General features: G+C 40.4%; 16 protein-coding genes. 7 read left to right on the plus strand and 9 right to left on the minus strand.

Annotated elements, in window-relative coordinates; genetic code table 11:
- Positions 1-297: 297 nt before the first annotated feature.
- On the plus strand, positions 298-477 hold the full coding sequence (locus MSTHT_RS11305) for an indolepyruvate ferredoxin oxidoreductase subunit alpha (RefSeq protein WP_048167870.1): 180 nt from the start codon (positions 298-300) through the stop codon (positions 475-477).
- Positions 478-586: 109 nt separating this feature from the next.
- On the opposite strand, the gene MSTHT_RS11310 is transcribed toward MSTHT_RS11305, so the two are convergent.
- The 3 genes from MSTHT_RS11310 to MSTHT_RS11320 all read right to left on the minus strand — a co-directional run bounded on the left by MSTHT_RS11310 (position 587) and on the right by MSTHT_RS11320 (position 3058).
- A complete protein-coding gene (locus MSTHT_RS11310; RefSeq protein ID WP_048167871.1) occupies positions 587-1066 on the minus strand; it encodes a DNA-deoxyinosine glycosylase in 480 nt (159 codons plus the stop codon).
- Positions 1067-1179: 113 nt separating this feature from the next.
- Entirely contained in the window at positions 1180-1980 is an 801-nt protein-coding gene (locus MSTHT_RS11315) for a helix-turn-helix transcriptional regulator (protein WP_048167872.1), read from the minus strand.
- Between the two features lie 223 nt (positions 1981-2203).
- Positions 2204-3058, minus strand: coding sequence for a helix-turn-helix transcriptional regulator (locus MSTHT_RS11320; protein WP_181952199.1), 855 nt, complete (start codon positions 3056-3058; stop codon positions 2204-2206).
- A gap of 897 nt (positions 3059-3955) precedes the next feature.
- Between MSTHT_RS11320 and mtaC the strand changes: the two genes are divergently transcribed.
- From mtaC to MSTHT_RS11340, 3 genes are all read left to right on the plus strand, one after another.
- The gene (gene mtaC, locus MSTHT_RS11330; RefSeq protein WP_048167874.1) at positions 3956-4732 is read left to right on the plus strand and encodes a methanol--corrinoid protein MtaC; all 777 of its coding nucleotides are present in this window, start codon (positions 3956-3958) and stop codon (positions 4730-4732) included.
- A gap of 10 nt (positions 4733-4742) precedes the next feature.
- Entirely contained in the window at positions 4743-6128 is a 1386-nt protein-coding gene (mtaB, locus tag MSTHT_RS11335; protein ID WP_048167875.1) for a methanol--corrinoid protein co-methyltransferase MtaB, read from the plus strand.
- A 639-nt stretch (positions 6129-6767) separates the two neighbouring features.
- Positions 6768-7907, plus strand: coding sequence for a UDP-N-acetylglucosamine--N-acetylmuramyl-(pentapeptide) pyrophosphoryl-undecaprenol N-acetylglucosamine transferase (locus tag MSTHT_RS11340; protein WP_048168556.1), 1140 nt, complete (start codon positions 6768-6770; stop codon positions 7905-7907).
- A 77-nt stretch (positions 7908-7984) separates the two neighbouring features.
- On the opposite strand, the gene MSTHT_RS11345 is transcribed toward MSTHT_RS11340, so the two are convergent.
- The 3 genes from MSTHT_RS11345 to msrB all read right to left on the minus strand — a co-directional run bounded on the left by MSTHT_RS11345 (position 7985) and on the right by msrB (position 9567).
- Positions 7985-8629, minus strand: a complete 645-nt coding sequence (locus MSTHT_RS11345) for an HAD family hydrolase (RefSeq protein ID WP_048167876.1) — start codon at positions 8627-8629, stop codon at positions 7985-7987.
- A 280-nt stretch (positions 8630-8909) separates the two neighbouring features.
- Positions 8910-9236, minus strand: a complete 327-nt coding sequence (locus tag MSTHT_RS14615) for a hypothetical protein (protein WP_197071780.1) — start codon at positions 9234-9236, stop codon at positions 8910-8912.
- A complete protein-coding gene (msrB, locus tag MSTHT_RS11355; RefSeq protein WP_048167878.1) occupies positions 9136-9567 on the minus strand; it encodes a peptide-methionine (R)-S-oxide reductase MsrB in 432 nt (143 codons plus the stop codon). Before msrB ends, MSTHT_RS14615 begins: the two co-directional genes overlap by 101 nt.
- Before the next feature lie 196 nt (positions 9568-9763).
- Here msrB and MSTHT_RS11360 point away from each other — a divergent pair, with 196 nt between their 5' ends.
- Positions 9764-9967, plus strand: coding sequence for a hypothetical protein (locus tag MSTHT_RS11360; RefSeq protein ID WP_048168557.1), 204 nt, complete (start codon positions 9764-9766; stop codon positions 9965-9967).
- Between the two features lie 189 nt (positions 9968-10156).
- On the opposite strand, the gene MSTHT_RS11365 is transcribed toward MSTHT_RS11360, so the two are convergent.
- Both MSTHT_RS11365 and MSTHT_RS11370 read right to left on the minus strand, forming a co-directional pair.
- Positions 10157-10780, minus strand: a complete 624-nt coding sequence (locus tag MSTHT_RS11365) for a flavodoxin family protein (RefSeq protein WP_281853515.1) — start codon at positions 10778-10780, stop codon at positions 10157-10159.
- A 399-nt stretch (positions 10781-11179) separates the two neighbouring features.
- On the minus strand, positions 11180-13378 hold the full coding sequence (locus tag MSTHT_RS11370) for a DUF2341 domain-containing protein (protein ID WP_048167879.1): 2199 nt from the start codon (positions 13376-13378) through the stop codon (positions 11180-11182).
- Between the two features lie 310 nt (positions 13379-13688).
- Here MSTHT_RS11370 and MSTHT_RS11375 point away from each other — a divergent pair, with 310 nt between their 5' ends.
- Together MSTHT_RS11375 and MSTHT_RS11380 are read left to right on the plus strand one after the other, a co-directional pair.
- Positions 13689-14204 carry a deoxyuridine 5'-triphosphate nucleotidohydrolase gene (locus tag MSTHT_RS11375; RefSeq protein WP_048167880.1) on the plus strand — a complete coding sequence of 172 codons (516 nt, stop codon included), beginning with the start codon at positions 13689-13691 and terminating at the stop codon, positions 14202-14204.
- 76 nt (positions 14205-14280) lie between these two features.
- Entirely contained in the window at positions 14281-15078 is a 798-nt protein-coding gene (locus MSTHT_RS11380) for a 2-amino-3,7-dideoxy-D-threo-hept-6-ulosonate synthase (protein WP_048167881.1), read from the plus strand.
- Positions 15079-15917: 839 nt separating this feature from the next.
- Here the strand turns inward: MSTHT_RS11380 and MSTHT_RS11385 are convergent.
- Positions 15918-16913, minus strand: a complete 996-nt coding sequence (locus MSTHT_RS11385) for a radical SAM protein (protein ID WP_048167882.1) — start codon at positions 16911-16913, stop codon at positions 15918-15920.
- Positions 16914-17235 lie beyond the last annotated feature (322 nt).

Genomic DNA, 17235 nt, shown 5'->3' on the forward strand with positions numbered 1-17235 from the left:
GAGATTTCAATGCGGAATTTGATGTGGTGCTTCTTGGTCCCATTCAGGAAAATAGCCTTCAACAGAATTATTTCCTCTCCGATCCTGCCAGTTATTTCCCTGTCATAATCGGTAGATTTTTAAGAACAAATTTATATATATAATAACATAGATAAAAATAGAGTCAGACTGATTTGGATTTCTGACTGATTTAGATTCTAAATACCGAAATGCTTACAAAATGCTGATCTGAACAGGACAGTAATAGGAAGAGTACAGAAAAGGTATTGAGAAAAACGCAATAAAGGAGTCATAAAAATGCCAGCAAAAGTCAACAAAGAAGAATGTACAGGCTGTGGAACCTGTGTGGAAGAGTGTCCTGTAGAAGCAATCGTCATTGATGAGGACGAAGGTTGTGCAGCTGTGGATGAAGAAGAATGCGTAGAGTGCGGCGCATGTGAAGAGGTTTGCCCTATAGAGGCTATAGAGGTCGAATAACCCCAAAAAACCAGATAGTCAAAAGAATAGAACTACACGCTAGAGCAGCTTTTACAAACAAAAATCACGATTATCTGGAAATTGTAAGAGAGTGGGAACCAGGAAAAGCCTATAAACACTTTAAAGCTGCTTCCCATTCTGATTTTCTATTTTTCAGGAACCGCCGGTTAGCTCCGCTTGAGGAAGGAAGGACTTTCGTTTTATATCCCATTGCCCTTAGAATTGGTTCATACCCTCCTGATTTTTTGCCATTAAAAAGAACAAGTTTCAGGTTAGGAGCCTTATCTTTCAGCATTGAGAACTGGTTTATTTCTTCGTCCTTTATCTTTGCATCCTCGCTTCCTTCTCGTTCTCCGGCTTTAAATACATCCCAAAGCCCTATTTTGTGACGTTTAAGAGTATCAAGCCTGGCTTGATAGCTCATGTCCTGAAGGTTTTCTCCAATAATACTGCCGACCAGCCTCCAGAAGTCGTTGCCCGGATGCGCGTAATATTGATGTTTTCTGATAGAAACATCTCCTGGAAGGGACCCGAGAATGAGGATCTCGGTATTTTTATCAAGAACTGCTGGGAAACCCTGCTTTTTCATATATTAAAGAAGTTAATATATAACACTATATCAAACTTTGGAGGCAAAAATTTAAATTCCAGTTAAACTTCAGTTAAAATTTCATTTGAGCTTTAACTGGATTTATTTGAATCTCAATTGGATTTCAATTCAGTTATCTCTTCGGACAGATCTTTATAATATTTAAAAAGCTCCTGCCCCCAGGCAAGGGCACTTTTCTCAAAGCTTACCATCTCATGATTATAATATCTTCCTTCTTTAGAGATCATGGATAAGGAAATAAAGCGATCTGTAACAATACTGGAGGCAAGCTCAATTTTATTGTCACAGACAAAAAGATGAGTATTCTCCAAACTTAAGAATTCTTCAGCATCTGTCCTGTAGTCAGAAATCAGTTTTTCATAGATTGACCTCTCCAGAACAAGCGAGACTTCAATACCTCTTTTTGCAAGGTCGAGATAGAGGCTCGGATATCCGGGGCGGAAGAACGAAGAGATCTCCATGACTGTTTTTGACCTGTAAAGAGGATCCATGATCTCAGGAGGGTAATCAAAAATATGGGTTCTTTTGGGCAGTATCTCCTTACAACTTCCAAGCTCTCCGATCCGGTCAAGCAGATGGGAAGGAAGGGTCTTCAAATCCTGCCTTGCCCAGTAATCATGGTTTTCATCAAAAACCCGGAAGGTAGAGAGAAGAGGTTCCATTTTGGGGACAATAAGTTTTCCTTTTATAGAGAGCTCATAACTATCTCTTTTTTGCACCAGCAGCCCTTCCTTGAGCAGAATACGAATCTGAGCCATTATAGGGCTGGAACTGACGTTAAGCTCGGTCTTGATTTCCTCAATTGTCTTTGGTCCTTCCTTCAGGAGTAAAAGCAAATTTTTCCTTTTGTCCGAAAAGAAAATTGTGTCTATTAATTGCAGTTCCGCGCTCATTAAAGTTAACTCCGGAAAAATTCTTGGTTAATATCAGGAATTTGGTTGGAAATCTGACTCTAAAGTTAAACCTGCATAAGCTGTCTTGCAATTTGCTTACAAACTACCTTATAAACTACCTTACAAATTAATTTATATACTACTTATAAACTGCTTTATAAATTTCCTTTCAAATAGCCTTTCAGATTACTTTTGAAGCTGCCTTTCAAACTGTTTTTATATCTCAGTGCAGGCTGAGTAGCATGGATTCTGGGAAAGCTTCACTTTCAACTGTACAGACAAAGTTATCAATGCTCTTCTCGCTATCGATCTTCCATGCTCTTGATTTATAGAATTCAAAAAGTTCTTTTGCCCAGTTTACAGCTTCAGGCTCGGAACAGGACATGTAATTATGATAGAATCTTCCATTACTATCAAAGAGTGAGATCATCATTCCATGATCCGAGACCATGAGTTCAGCCAGCTTGACCTCATCATTATAGACAAAAAGTTCAGTGTTTTTCATTGTAGAAAGTTTCCTTATTTTCTTCTCATAATTGTACAGGAATTTTTCGAGTACTGACTCCGTGAAAATAAGGGTAACCTCTGACTCCAGTCTTCCAAGTTTTGTATAAAGGGGCAGGAACTCAGGTCTGTAGAAGGACGAAAATACCATAAGAAAACGTGAAGAAGAGAAGAAATTCAAAAGTTCTGTACGCGGCTCAAAAATCTGGCTCGGATCGGCTTCAATCAGTTTACAGCCCTTAAGGTCTCCTATTCTATCGAGCAAGTACTGAGGAATTCCACTGAGGTCGTGCTCGATCAAGTAATTGTCTCGCTCAAGCAAAATAAGGACATTGACAAGGGATTGAACTTTTTTAAATACAATCTTTCCCATATCTGTCAACTCATAGCTTCCGTTTTTTTGAATAACCAGGTCACTGTCTGTAAGCCTTTTGATCTGGGGCAGGATAGCTGTGGGAGAAACATCAAGTAGAGTTTTGATTTCTTCCATCGTTCTTGGTTTCTCTCCCAAGAGTAAAAGGAGATCTCTTCTCTTCTGGGAACGAAATACGACATCTATTAACTCATGTTGCATTCAAACCACTTCTATCGCGTTTTTGTATAAGTATAAAATACCTGTATCGTGTGACACTAAAGTCTCCGCGCAAAGACGGATGAAAATTTGAGTTCCAGTCTGGTCCTGCAGGATCTGAATGGGAAAAAGTGTTTGTGCCATATATTGGGAATATTCGATATTATCATTTATATAAAAGGATTTGGATGAAAAATTTCAAACGTAAGGGCATCAAGGTAATATAATTTATGAAGTTTTGGAATACCCTTAATTTTCCCTAAAAACGATATCAGCCGGCAGGAATAAAATATTACATGTCCAGACTGGTCGAATAATAAAATTATGTAAAATTATGAAAACTCAAAATAGACATTGAAATTTTTGATCGCTTTTATCTGAATAATTGAATTGTTCAAAAAAATATTCAAAGTTCAAATCCAAATTTTTATCATAAGTTGAGAAATCGGGTCAATTCACCTCAAAAATTTAAGGTCCATTTTTCAGGAAAGAAGCCAGCAAAAAATTTCAGGTATAAAGCAGTGCAATCGGTTCAAAATTTTAGATCTCGTGTTGTTCTGTAAAAACAAGGAAAAAATTCCCGCCGGTTATGGTATATGTGATGATTTCCCCTAATTATGCTGTATACGCTTGTTAAAAGTATAGACAAGCGAACTGCTCAAAAAGGAAAAGTTCCGGTGAAAAGGAGAAGATTAGTTTCGCTGGAAGGTTGCTGAGAAAATCTGGCGAAAGAATCCTATGGCACGGATATACTGCAGATTTTTCAGAACTTAATGCTCCAGAAAGAGGAAAATTTCACGGAGGAAAAGCCGGAACTCACGATGCCGAATATTTCCGGGACTGCAGACCTGGGAACGGTAACGACCTTTTTGCTAAAAACCAAAACGGAGGTTTAAAAATATGTTGGACTTTACAGAGGCAAGTCTGAAAAAGGTATTAACCAGATACAATGTGGCTCTGGAAAAGGCAATGACACCTGAAGAAGCCGCAGAAGAGCTTTATCCTAAAGACGAACTTATTTACCCGATCGCAAAAGCCATCTTCGAAGGCGAAGAAGATGACGTTATCGAGGGTCTCCAGGCAGCAATCGATGCAGGCAAGGACCCAATTGCACTTATCGATGACGCTCTCATGGTCGGTATGGGCGTTGTCACAAGACTTTATGATGAAGGTGTAATTTTCCTTCCAAATGTCATGATGTCTGCTGATGCCATGCTCGCAGGTATCGAATTCTGCAAGGAAAACTCCCAAGTTGCTCCTGTAACAAAGGGAACTGTTGTCTGCCACGTCGCAGAGGGTGACGTTCACGACATCGGGAAAAACATCGTTACCGCTCTCCTCAGGGCAAACGGCTACAATGTAGTCGACCTCGGAAGGGACGTCCCAGTGGACGAAGTCCTTGCAGCAGTTGCTGAGCACAACCCAATAATGGTAACAGGTACTGCACTTATGACCACCACCATGTATGCATTCAAGGAAGTTAACGACAAGCTCCTCGAGAAAGGATATAAGATTCCATTTGCATGCGGCGGCGGCGCAGTTAACCAGGACTTCGTATCCCAGTACGAACTTGGCATTTACGGTGAGGAAGCCGCTGATGCCCCTAAGATTGCTGACGCAATTGTTGCAGGTACTACAGATATCGCAGCATTAAGAGAGAAATTCCACAAGCACTGAGGTGAGTTAAATGGCAGCAAAAAGATACACTTCAATGGCATACGCAAGCGCAGACGAAATGACCTTTGGCGTATCCAAGTACCCAGTAAAGGCAGGCCTCGGTCTCGAGATCGGTGCAGGCTACACAATTCCTGAAGTTAACTACGCACCAAGACCAGAAGCCGGTGCATCCAAGGAAAAACTCATAAGGGAATATGAGAGGATCACCACCGACATTATGTCAAGGATGGTCCAGGTCGGTTTCCCAGCAGTTATCCTCGAAACCGAACACGTTCAGCAGATGTCCAACAACCCTTCCTGGGGAGCAGAAGTTGCACATGCCCAAAAGACCATCATGGAAGAATATCACGATGAATACGGCATAAAGTGCGCACTCCGCCACACAATCGGTGACATCCGTGAGAACAGGGATTTCCTCCAGCTCAGAGGCGACAAGTACTCTGTCTTCCTCGAAGCCTTTGAAGAATGCGCTAAGGCTGGTGCAGACCTGCTTTCCGTAGAGAGCATGGGTGGTAAGGAAGTTTTCGACTATGCAGTTCTCAGGAACGACATTGCTGGTATTCTCTACTCAATCGGCTGCCTTGGCTCCATTGACATGGAACTGATCTGGTCCGACATTGCCGCAATCGCAAAGAAGACCGGCACTGTTGCAGCTGGTGACACCGACTGCGCTCAGGCAAATACCGCAATGTTCATTGGCGGTGGGCTGCTTGACAAGAACCTTGCCCACACCCTCGCAATCATCGCAAGGGCAATCTCTGCCCCAAGGTCCCTTGTTGCATACGAATGCGGAGCACAGGGTCCTGGTAAGGACTGCGGATATGAAAACGTCATCGTCAAAGCCATCACTGGTATGCCGATGACCCAGGAAGGTAAGACCTCCACCTGTGCCCACTCCGATGTTATGGGTAACCTCATTATGCAGTGCTGTGACTGCTGGTCCAACGAGTCTGTTGAGTACCACGGTGAATTCGGCGGTACAACTGTTCAGTGCTGGGCAGAGTCCCTCGCATACGACTGCGCCCTCATGAACACCGCTCTTGAAACCAAGAACGACAAAGTTCTCAGAGACCTTCTCATGCTTTCCGACAGGTACAGAGACCCACAGGCCTATGTGCTTGCATACGACAACGCATACAGAGTCGGTGAAGCAATCGTCAAGGACGGAGAGAACATCTACCTCAGAGCAAAGAACGCCGCAATAGAATGCTGCAACATCGTCAGCGAAGGTGCCGCTGGCAAGCTCGAGCTCTCCAGGTTCGAAGCCAAAGCCCTCGCAGACGCAAAGGCAGCCCTCGAAGCTCTTCCAGACGATATGGACAAGTTCATGGACGACTGCCTCACAAAATACCAGAGTGAAGTTAAAGTCTTCCTGCCGGAGAACTACGGCTTCTAAGCCCTCAGTTCTCTTTTTCTTTTTTAAATTCAATTTGAATCCGTGAATTTCTCCTCATTTCTTACTACTTTTAACCTCTGTTTTTGCAATGATTTTACACGGCTGTCATCATTTTGTGCTCTTCTTTTCTGCCCTTTGATTCACTCAGTTAACAAATTGACAAAAAAGAAATATAAAGAGTAAGAATTGAAGAAGGCAGGACAACAAAATGTAAAATTAAATTAGAGAAATAAAATATATTCTAAGAGCATAAGAACAATACTTAATTGAAGAATTACATAGAAAAAAGAAAAGCATATATACCTGAGAAGAGTATCGATAAATAGTAGCGTGGGACAAAAAAATATATGAACAGACCAAAAACCGTGCCATCAGTAGGAAGTTTTATATAACTCTCCCATGTTACTTCCTTTCCTTTTATTTTAGAATCCTCATAATTCTCTAATTCTAAAGATTAGTAAGTCTCACTCTATAGATTAGACGTTGTTCTAATGTTTTCCCAGTAATTCTCGTAGATTGAATGCTAAGCCGGAAGTTGTCCGCAAATTTTTTAATAAGACCAGAAATATAGAATTAAAAGCTGAAAACTAAGGGAAGAATAAAGGGAAAATAAGTACAGCTTTAAAGGAAAGGATGGGAATGCGAATAATTATTTTAATCTGTGGAGAGGGACTTGGTCATACCAGCCGATGCCTGGCACTTGGAAAAGAGTTTCTTGCGGGCGGGCACGAAGTACATTTCGGAGCTTATGGATACTCAAAGGAAATGGTTGAGAAGACAGGTTATTCGGCACATGAAATTCCTTCTGAAATAAAGCTTATCGGAAAGGCGGGAACCCTGGATTTCAAGGGTTCAATTGAGGCAACTCTTAAAAACGTAGATATTTTAGGGGGACCAAAGCTTCTGAAGCTGATAAAAGATACAGATCCCGATGTCATCTTTTCGGACAGCTATTATCTGGGAACGCTTGCCGGCTTCACACTTAGAATTCCAGTATACCTTATTTTGAACCAATCAAATATGGAGGAATTTTTTAAAAATCGAGGAGTTTCTCTGAGACTTCTTGGGAAAATGACAAGAAGCTTCTACAACCAGATTTTTGAGAAAGTAAACAAAATAATTGTTCCTGATTTTCCCCCTCCCTACACCGTTTGCAGGAAAAATCTGAATTTCCGGGGTAAAGTTCAGGAAAAAGTATTCTACAGTGGTCCCCTTTTAAGGGAGAAGTATGAAGAAGTGGAGCAAATTCCCCTTAAAAAGCCGCATATTGTTTCCCTTATTGGAGGTTTCGGATACAGGGAACCTATTCTCAAAAAAGTAATCGAGACCGCAAAGCTTGATACTTCTATCAACTATACTCTAATTTCAGGTCCCTCCCTTGATCCCTTAAAGCTTGCTGACCTGCCGGAAAATGTAGAACTCCTTAAGTTCATAGAAGATACATACCCATACATGAAGGGCTCGGATGCAGTAATAGCCCCAGGAGGGCACAGTACCATTATAGAAGCCCTGAGCTTCGGAATTCCTATCCTTTCTTTTCCTGACAAGGAGCATAGCGAGCAGGAAAATAACTCTGAAGTGATTGAAGAGGAGGGCTATGGAAGGATGCTCAGCTATTCCACACCTCCTGAGGTAGTTCTCGAATGTATCCGGGAAGTTCTTGAGGAAGAAAGGTACAGAAATAAAACTCAAAGGTTGCGAAGGCTTGCCCGAGAACTGAATGGTCCCAGTGCTGTGAGAGAAATGCTTGAAAAAGAGTTTAAAGAAAAAGCGTTCTGAAAAGCCTCCTTAATTTCCGTCAATAATATCTCTGAAAACTTGGGCTGAGTGGAGAAGTGATCAGGAGAGAACTGCGATCACTTTGGGATAAGGCTCTTCAGATATTCGAGAAGGGCAGCATGATCTTCGAGTACAAGATCCGCATGCTCTACTTTTTCAGGTTCAAGCATACTTGCAACCGCGACACAGTAGAGTCCTGCCCTCTTGGCAGCAGTTATGCCCAGAGGTGCATTTTCAATTACTATGCATTCATTCTTTGTCAGGTCGAGCATCTCAAGGGCTTTGAGATAAGGATCGGGATCAGGTTTCCCACGCTCAAGGTCGCTGCCGGTAACTATGACGTCAAAGCAGTTAGAAAAATACTTATTTACAACCTCAGTTACCGTGTCGACATGTGACCCGGAAACTATGGCAAGCTTAAAGTGCTGTTTTAATTCCTTAAGGCAATCCAGAATACCTTCAAAGGGTTTTATTTTATCAAATTCAAGAGCTTCGCGTTTCTTTTCAGGCAGCTGCTCTAAATGCCAGGTCTCAAGCTCTTTTCCCGCCTTCTCGAAGATTGATTTAATTAACCTCTGGTTATTTGAGCCTTCGAGTTCGTAAATATCTTCCCTGGTGATGCTAATACCCACTTCCTTGAAGGTTTTAATCCAGGCTTCGGCCTGGTAATACATGGAATCTACAAGAACCCCATCCGCATCAAAAATTATTGCTTTTAACATCCATTCAATAGATTGTTATAATCTATGATAAAGATTATGAAAATCAAAGTTCAGTAAAATCTCTATATAGATACATCTTAGATTGTGAAGTCAGAATATTTTTCGAGCAGGTATTTTTCACTTTATATACTTCTCGTACAGGATGCCTCCTAACCAATATCCCAATAAAGCAAAAATTAGTGTGCCCGGAACATAGACTGGTGTGTCTGAGTCCTGAATAGGAAATAGAAGGTTGAAAAACAGAAGGTAGAAGATTAAAAAGATTAAAAATCCTAATATCTCAAAATACTTTTTTTGCAATTTCAAGTTCCGCCCAAATCCCCCTTTCTCCAGCTGTAGAATCTGTAAATTTCAAAGATCCGCTTAACCTGATCTGGTTTTTGATCTTCCTACTTTCTTCCTGGTTTGATCTTCCTACTCTCTTTGCGGTTTGATCTTCCTGCTTTCTTCCTGGTTTAATTTTCCTACTTTCTTCCTGGTTTGGTCTTCCTACTTCTTTTTTGAGCTTACTTTCCTTCTCCGCCTTGCTTGTCTTCTTCCCCTTCTTTCTTAAAATTAAGAGCGATTGAATTAATGCAGTAACGCTTCCCGGTTGGTGCAGGTCCATCGTCAAAAACGTGACCCAGATGACTTCCGCAGCGAGAACACACTACCTCTATTCTGCTCATGAAATAGCTGGTGTCCTCTTTGAGCTTTACCCTGTCACTCGAGATTACATCATAGAAACTTGGCCAGCCTGTGCCAGACTCAAACTTTGTATCCGAGGAAAATAGTTCTTGCCCGCAGGCAGCACAGGTGTAAATTCCTTTTTCTTTATTATAGTACAGACTGCCGGAAAAGGGTCTTTCTGTACCTTTCTCCCTCATGACATGATATTGCTCGGGCGTGAGCACTTTTTTCCATTCTTCTTCGGATCTTTCTATTGTTTTCTGTGCCATTTGCAAACCCCCCCTGTGTATTTAAGTTAATTTTTGTGGAAATATCTTTTTTTCTTGAAATAAGAAGCGGATCAATAAATTTCGTATAAAGCAGGATATTTAAGCAAAATGGAAATTATAAAGAATTATATAATATTTAATATAAATAAAGTTTCAGGAATAAAACCTGTTTAAAAATCTGTTTATCTGAGGCGGAATGGGAGAAGACCTGGTGAAGGGAAAGGATCACAGTATAATTGCCGCTGCACTTATTTTCGCTGTACTTATTTTCTTAATTCTTGCGGCAACCTTTGGAATTGTTGTTTTTAAGCAGATTAATCCTGGAAAGTTTACGCTTCTATTGATTTACATGTGGCGACCTGTTTTCCCCGCAGGCATAGGATTGGAGCAGGTTTGTTAATGAGCAGTTAAAGCCAGAAAGGAACCCTTTGAGCGCGGAAATTCTTGAGGTTTGAGGAAGATAGATTAAAGAGTAAAATTGGGTTTAAAAGGGTAAAATTAGGTTTAAAGGGTAAAATTAGGTTTAAAGGGGTAAAAACAAGTCCAGATAACAAAAATTGCAGACAAAAGGAAAATAAAACGAAGTAAATCAGAGAAGTGGAGTTAAGCATGACTCGGCTTTTCTGAACTCAGGACCAGTAAGGTTAGGAGTCGAGGCAAGTTTTCCGAGCGCTCTTGCTTTTTCAAGCAGCCTGGGTCTGAAGGACACTTCAAGCTTATCCGTGCCAGCGGCAATTACAGTATCCAGAACATCAAAACCGAGATAGTAAAGAAGGCCAGCTGTGTATTTAAAATATGGTTTGAAGGCATCTCTGTCCGGACTGCCCTGGGAGAAGACAAGAATCAGTTTTTTATTGTCAAGTCTGCTCGAAAAATTAGGTTTTAAGAAGGCTGTCATTCGGTCAATTAAGAGTTTAGTCTGGGCTGTCATCTGCCACATGTAAACTGGAGAACCGAGTACAATCATGTCTGCAGTCTGGATTTGTTGATAAATTTCCTGCATATCGTCATCTATGGGACAGCAGCCAGATTCCTGACATTTGCAGCAGGCGTCACAGCCTTTAATGTTTAGTGAGCCCAGATTGTAAATTACTTTTTCTGCACCGTTTTCGGCGGCTCCTTCGAGAATTGCGTTTACAAGCTTTGCTGTGTTTCCATTTATATTAGGACTGCCCACCAATCCAAGAACTTTAATGCTAGAACCCCCGTTCAAACGTTTAAAAATTTAGAATTTTAAACAAAAGTATAAACGAGTAATCAGCATAAAAATGTTTCCCCTGTTGAAAAAAGGAAAATAATCTGGTTAAGGAAGCACGACAGAAAAGGAAAAAAAGAATTAGAAAATGAAGAAAAAAGAAAAAAAGAACTAGAGAGTGAGGAAAAGAGAAAAAGGAATCAGAAAATAAATTAAAAAGAGAATAAACTGGAAAGAAGGGAAAAATGGAAAATTAAAGGAAAAAGAAAAAGAGAAAAAAGAGCGAAATCAAAAAAGATAGGAAAAGAGAGGATAATTCTCTGTTAGCTTTTCCCTGTCTTTTTTTCTGCTTGATTAAACTTCCTTTAATTTCATCTGATAACTCTTTGATTTCTCCTGTTTTTATCTAATTTCGCTTTAATCTCTCTTTATCTTTAAAAGGGCGAAAGCTCCAAGACCTGCAAGAAGTACCGGGAGAACTTTGAATCCAGGAATTGGAAAACTTTTCTCATCTGGTTCTGTGCGAGGTAATGCTGTATAGGTATCGTAATTGAAAATCGAGACTCCCAGGAAAGCCGGATCATTTGAATAATAATCTGAAAGTCCGGCAAAGAGTTCCTGTATAGAAAATTTATCCTTAAAACCTTCTTCCACAGAGACCTCGATTATTCCTCTTGAACCAGCGCCTCTTATCTCTCCCATCCCAAGTGCAACGGTATCAACAATTCCTGGCACTGAGTTAAGCTCTTCAACTTCCGAAGGATAAGCCCTGATGATAAAGAAATCGACAAAAGGAGCGGTTTCTTCGATTCTGGATGCGTTATAATTTAACGGGAGGCTCGCTGAGATGGACACATTTTCTTCAGCTTCTGTACTGGCTGTTTCAAACAGTGTCCTGTAGTCTATTGAGCTTTCTTTAGAGCCTTCCCCGGCAGAGGAGTTTACGTAGATATTTATCCCGTCAAAGGGGGCGAGGGATTTTTCATTGTAATCCAGTATAGTATCCAGTGAACTCTGGCAGGTGTCACCGGCTCTGTTTTCTGTGCAACTTATGTTTTCCAGAATCACTGCGTGTACCGAAATTCCTTTTTCATGAGCCATCTTTACAAAGCGCTCGTATTGCCATACGTCCTTGCTGTCCACACTGAGGAAAATCGTATCTATTCCTGAGGAGTTAAGTTCCTCTACAAGGGTTGGGAAATCGAACCTGTAAGGGGAAGAAAGCCTGATTTCAGAGATATTCACATCGTATTCAGGGAATAGGGGATCGGAAGAGCTGGTTTTATTTTGGCTCAGGTTTTCCTGCGCCTGGACAACTCTCTCAGCAGCCGAGGATTCAGAATTTAATTTGGATCTTTGAGCTGCCTGAGGCTTAGGAAGAGTTCCCGACTGAGAACTAACCCCAGACCAGGAAGTGTTTCCAGAGCTATTCTCAAAGGCGTTTTCAGAGTTGTTTCCGGAATCATTTTCGGAATTATCGCCATAATTATTTTTAGAAAGGTTTACAGAATTATCCTCAAAAGTGCTTTCTGAAGAAACTCCATCTTCACCATGAGCTGAAACAACCTTGACTATCGGTTCGGCTTCGACAAATTTCCGGACAAAAACGTAATCGACTGCCATATAGCCTGTATTCTTCGATGCATCCTTGTAGGAAGCGGCATACAGATAAACATGCATTGGGAAATTGGTAACATAATCATTTGAAGCAAAGTCCATTTTAGAGTCCCGGACACCGTTTTTAAACCATGACACCTTGCGAGTACCGTTTTCCTCATACCAGGCAATTCCTGAGACATACCATTCTCCCTCAGGAACATTGACATCAGTTACGTCGTAGAGAGTATTCTTTTCCTTCCTGTAGGTTGTTCCAAGGTTAACATGGCTTTCATTGGCAAGTTCAGTTTCATGCTTTATTTCATTTTTTTTGCTGTCTATTTGATCTATGAAACCCTGCCGTAGTAAGGGCCCTCTAGCATCCGTGCCTGTAGTGACTTTCATTCTTTTGACAACAAACATAGAATTAATATCAAAATTCTTTTTGCTGTAAATCATAGAGGAGTCGTAAGCATGGGCTTTTGGGGCTGCAACATTACAAATCCCATTTTTAACCTCAACTAAACCTCCTCCTGCACTTTCAGAATTCCATTCAAGCTCGTTGAGGTTATTGCCCTCGAAGTCATCAAAAAAGTCGAATGTTTTCTCTCCATTGCTCATGGCTTCAGCATCCGGGTTCCCATATTTCATTAGGATTTTGCCGGTTTTGTTTGCAGGAAGAGACGGAAGCCTGACCCATATAAGAGCTTCTTTATTTTCAGGGTCCCAGGTTTCAATCCAGTAATTGAGCGTTCTATCTCCTGACAAAAATCGAATATCTGAACCGTCATTTTTTGCATTTGAGAAATTGAAATTGGATGAGTTCAAACTAACAGGGACAGTATATCCTTGCAGAGTTTTGCCGGAGTTCTCAGTAACTACGATTTCCTGAGAGTAGTTCCATGAATTTTCACTTGTTGATGGGTTCCACGTATTGTCTATAGCGCCCAGGGCGCAGCCTGTTAACAAAATTAATAAAAACAATAAAGTAATCCAGCATACAATAGATCTTTTTGTCATCTTTAGAAGCCTCTCATAAGCCCTTTTTAAACCAGATTGAGATTAGTATGAGAATTTTGACAGGTAATGGTTACTTACCTGAAAACAATAAACCTTTTCATAATAATGTCTAAAATAATGTCTAAAATAATAAAGATAATGATATTGGCGGAACTGATAAAAAATCTGAAAAATAACAATGTCCAGTCACTCTAATAGAAAATCTGAAGATTACTATGTCTAATGGTTCTAATAAAAAATCTAAAAAATTACGATGTTTAGGGAAAGGAATCCGAAACTGTAATAAAGAATCTTCGCAATTACAATTCAGATGACGCTTTTATCCAGTACCGAATTGAGAAAACTTATGCAGGCAAATCCTCCTTTGCTTGAAAACGCTGTTGACATCGAGACCCAGATCCAGCCAAATGGGATTGAACTTACCCTGAAAGAAATAAAAACAATAGAAGGTTCTGGAGCTGTGGATTTTGATAATTCTGAAAGAAAGCTGCCAGATGGAAAATTCCTTGAATTCGACAGTGATGGCTGGATTCACCTGCCAAAGGGAATCTATAAAGTGCTTTTTAATGAGATTGTAAATATTCCCATGAACCTGGCAGCAATTGCAAAGCCACGATCAACGCTTATTCGCTGCGGGGCTACTCTTGAGACTGCAGTATGGGACGCGGGATACAGAGGGCGCAGTGAGTCGTTGCTGGTAGTTTATAATGCTTCTGGCTTCAGGCTGAAAAAGAACGCACGAATTATGCAGCTTTTATTCTATACACTGGACACCGAGGTAGAAAAAGGATATTCAGGGATATACCAGAACGAAAATACAAAATGAACTCTTAAAAACGATGATAGAGATCTTTAGAAAATATGTCGATAAGTATATATTATCTGATCTGCAATATAACAGCATGAGCACTATAGGTAAATCCATAAGGATGGAGCGTATCTTCAATCGAAATACGGGTAATACGATTATTGTTCCTATGGACCATGGAGTAAGTTTAGGTCCAATTGAAGGGCTTAGAAACCTTCAGGAAGCTGTAAACAAAGTCGCAGAGGGCGGGGCAAACGCCGTACTCGGGCACATGGGTCTTGCCAAACATGGACATAGGGGATATGGGCGCGATGTCGGTCTTATAATCCACCTATCAGCTTCAACTTCTCTTTCCTCTGATCCGAACCATAAAGTTCTGGTAACAAAAGTAGAAGAAGCTATAAAAGTTGGAGCTGATGGAGTATCGGTTCATATAAACATAGGGGCTGAAGACGAGTACGAGATGTTGCAGGGATTAGGCTATGTGGCAAGAAAGTGTGATAAATGGGGAATGCCTCTCCTTGCCATGATGTATCCACGCGGGAGAAAGGTTCACTCTGAATATGATGTGGATGTCGTAAAACATGCAGCCCGGATTGGAGCCGAGCTTGGGGCTGATATCATTAAGACAAACTATACCGGAAGTCCTGAAACCTTTAAAGAGGTCGTTGAAGGATGCCCTGTACCTGTAATCATTGCAGGCGGTCCGAAAATGAATTCTGAGCAGGAACTGCTGGAGATGATCGAAGGTTCTCTTGAAGCAGGAGGAAGGGGTGTTGCTATTGGAAGAAATGTTTTCCAAGCTCAGGACCCCACAGGGCTTGTCCGCAAAATTGCAAAAATCGTTCATGAGGGCGTGAGCGTGGAGGAGTTATCGAAATCAGGCAGGTAAATCTGAAGGTTAAAAGCCTGATTTAAATTACAATCTTCTTTATTCCTCTTTATTCCTCTTTATTCCTCTTTATTCCTCTTTATTCCTCTTTATTCCTCTTTATTTCTCTTTATCCTCTTTATCCTCTTTACCTTCTTTACTCTTCTTTATTCCTCTTTTATCTTCATTAATTTTTTAGGAAAGATTCCCCCAGAACAAATCACTCAGGCATGATATCCAGAATAGGGAGAACAACTGAGAAGAGTGAAAGAAAACAAAGATGAGTGAAAGAAAACCACTTAGAAGAGTAAAAGAGAACAAAGATGAATGAAAGAGAACAACTGAGGAGAGTTAAGCCGGAAATCATGTATATAACTCAATATATTTTATTGAAAACAGGTTGTTAACCTGTAGATTCCAGTGGAAATAAGGGGGTACTGAAGCTCTCAGGAAAGTTGATAAAAAGATAAGAATGAATGCACTCAAGAGAATAAATATTTACAGACCCTCAAGCGAACTTTAAGAGATAAAATTGCAGAAAAAGTGCCTGAGGGTCTTCAACAATCAAACCAAAACGGAGAAGAGAAACTCTCTAGAATGAAAAATGAAAATATTAGAGATAAATTGAGGAGTATATAGAAAAGAAACAAAAAAGAGAGAAACGAAAGAAATACAGATAGTAAAGAAAATTAACCCGCAGAAGTTTCCAGTGGAAATAAAGGGGTCCCTCTTTACAACAGAGATTAAATAAAGTCAAAAGTCTCAAAAAACAGAGCATAGATAGCGGAGAATTGAAGTAAAAAAATAAAAAAATCTGGAAAATTAAAAGTAAATATGAAAAATTGGAGGAAAGTTAGGAATTAGAGATCAACAAGGGGAACAAGATCACAGCCTGTACATTTCAAGCACATGGTCTTTGCAAGCCTCGGATCGAGTCCATACTTCTTAAGGATTTCGGCTTCAAGTTTTGCGAGTTTTAATATGCGTTCAGGGGACGGTCGCTCAGTAAAACAGTCTCCAGCCCTCAGAGGATGCGGGTTTACCGGCCGCAGAATAGGGATTACTCCCATTTTTGCAAGTGTATTGACTCCTTCCCTTACAGAATCGTCACTTTCTCCAAGCCCGATTATAAAATTACTGAAAACCCGGTTTTTTCCGAAAATGCTTACAGCTTCCTTCAGTCTATCCAGAATATAGTCAATAGATAGGTCTTCACAAACTTTTTTGAAGACATCCCTATCCATAGTCTCAACATTATATTTGACTTCAGAAACCCCTGCCTCATAGAATTTTCTGGAACAACCTTCTGTAGGATACACCGAGACTCCGATAGGAACGTTGTATTTTTTGAGAGCAGGAAGCAATTTGAGCACACGCTCCACCTCTCCTTCAAGAGAGGTTTCAACCCCAGAGGTAAGGGAAATGGCTTTAAGATCTCCAGCCTGTAAAACCTCATCAATTATGCTCAGAACTTCCTCCTCACTTTTAACATTTCCCTTCAATTTGGGCACAGGGCAGTATTTGCAGTCAAATATGCACTTCTCACAAAGGGTTATATAAGCCTGATTAGGACAGTGGGCAAGCGCAGGCTCAAGTTTTCCCTCTACAAGTTTTTTTCCCATATAGAAAAGCGCAACACTTCCTTCGTCCTCATCTTTCTGAATAGAAAGTGGAGAATCTTCTCTTATGTTCAGCCTTACTCGTGTTTCTCCCGATCTGAAGAATACTGATCTTGTACCCGCCCCGGGACCCGCAGTTGACCCCCGAGCTCGTGGAATAAGTGAAGGATCTATGGAAACTGAGCCTATTGAAATAAGGAAAGCTTTCATTTCTGGTGTAATTGACCTGCTTTGCATTCAAATGCTCCTTAGAGTAATTACAAGACGCCGTTAATATAATTATAGAACGATTATAGAGTGATAATAAACAGTCACAAATGATCACAATGTTAACACAAAGGAATTCAAGTTAATTATTTTTGTAGTTCCGATATTCTCTCATCTTTACCAGTAAATATAATTATTCTTTTGATACAATTTAGATTATTTCCGATCAGACCAGAACCGAGAAAAATTACTTGTTTTGCTTTGAATTCATCCTCTCAAACCTGAAATATCTCGAGTTTAACGGGATAAAAAAGCAAAAATTCAGCTAATACAGACTAAATATGTTATAACA

Source organism: Methanosarcina thermophila TM-1, assembly GCF_000969885.1.
GTDB classification, from domain to species: domain Archaea; phylum Halobacteriota; class Methanosarcinia; order Methanosarcinales; family Methanosarcinaceae; genus Methanosarcina; species Methanosarcina thermophila.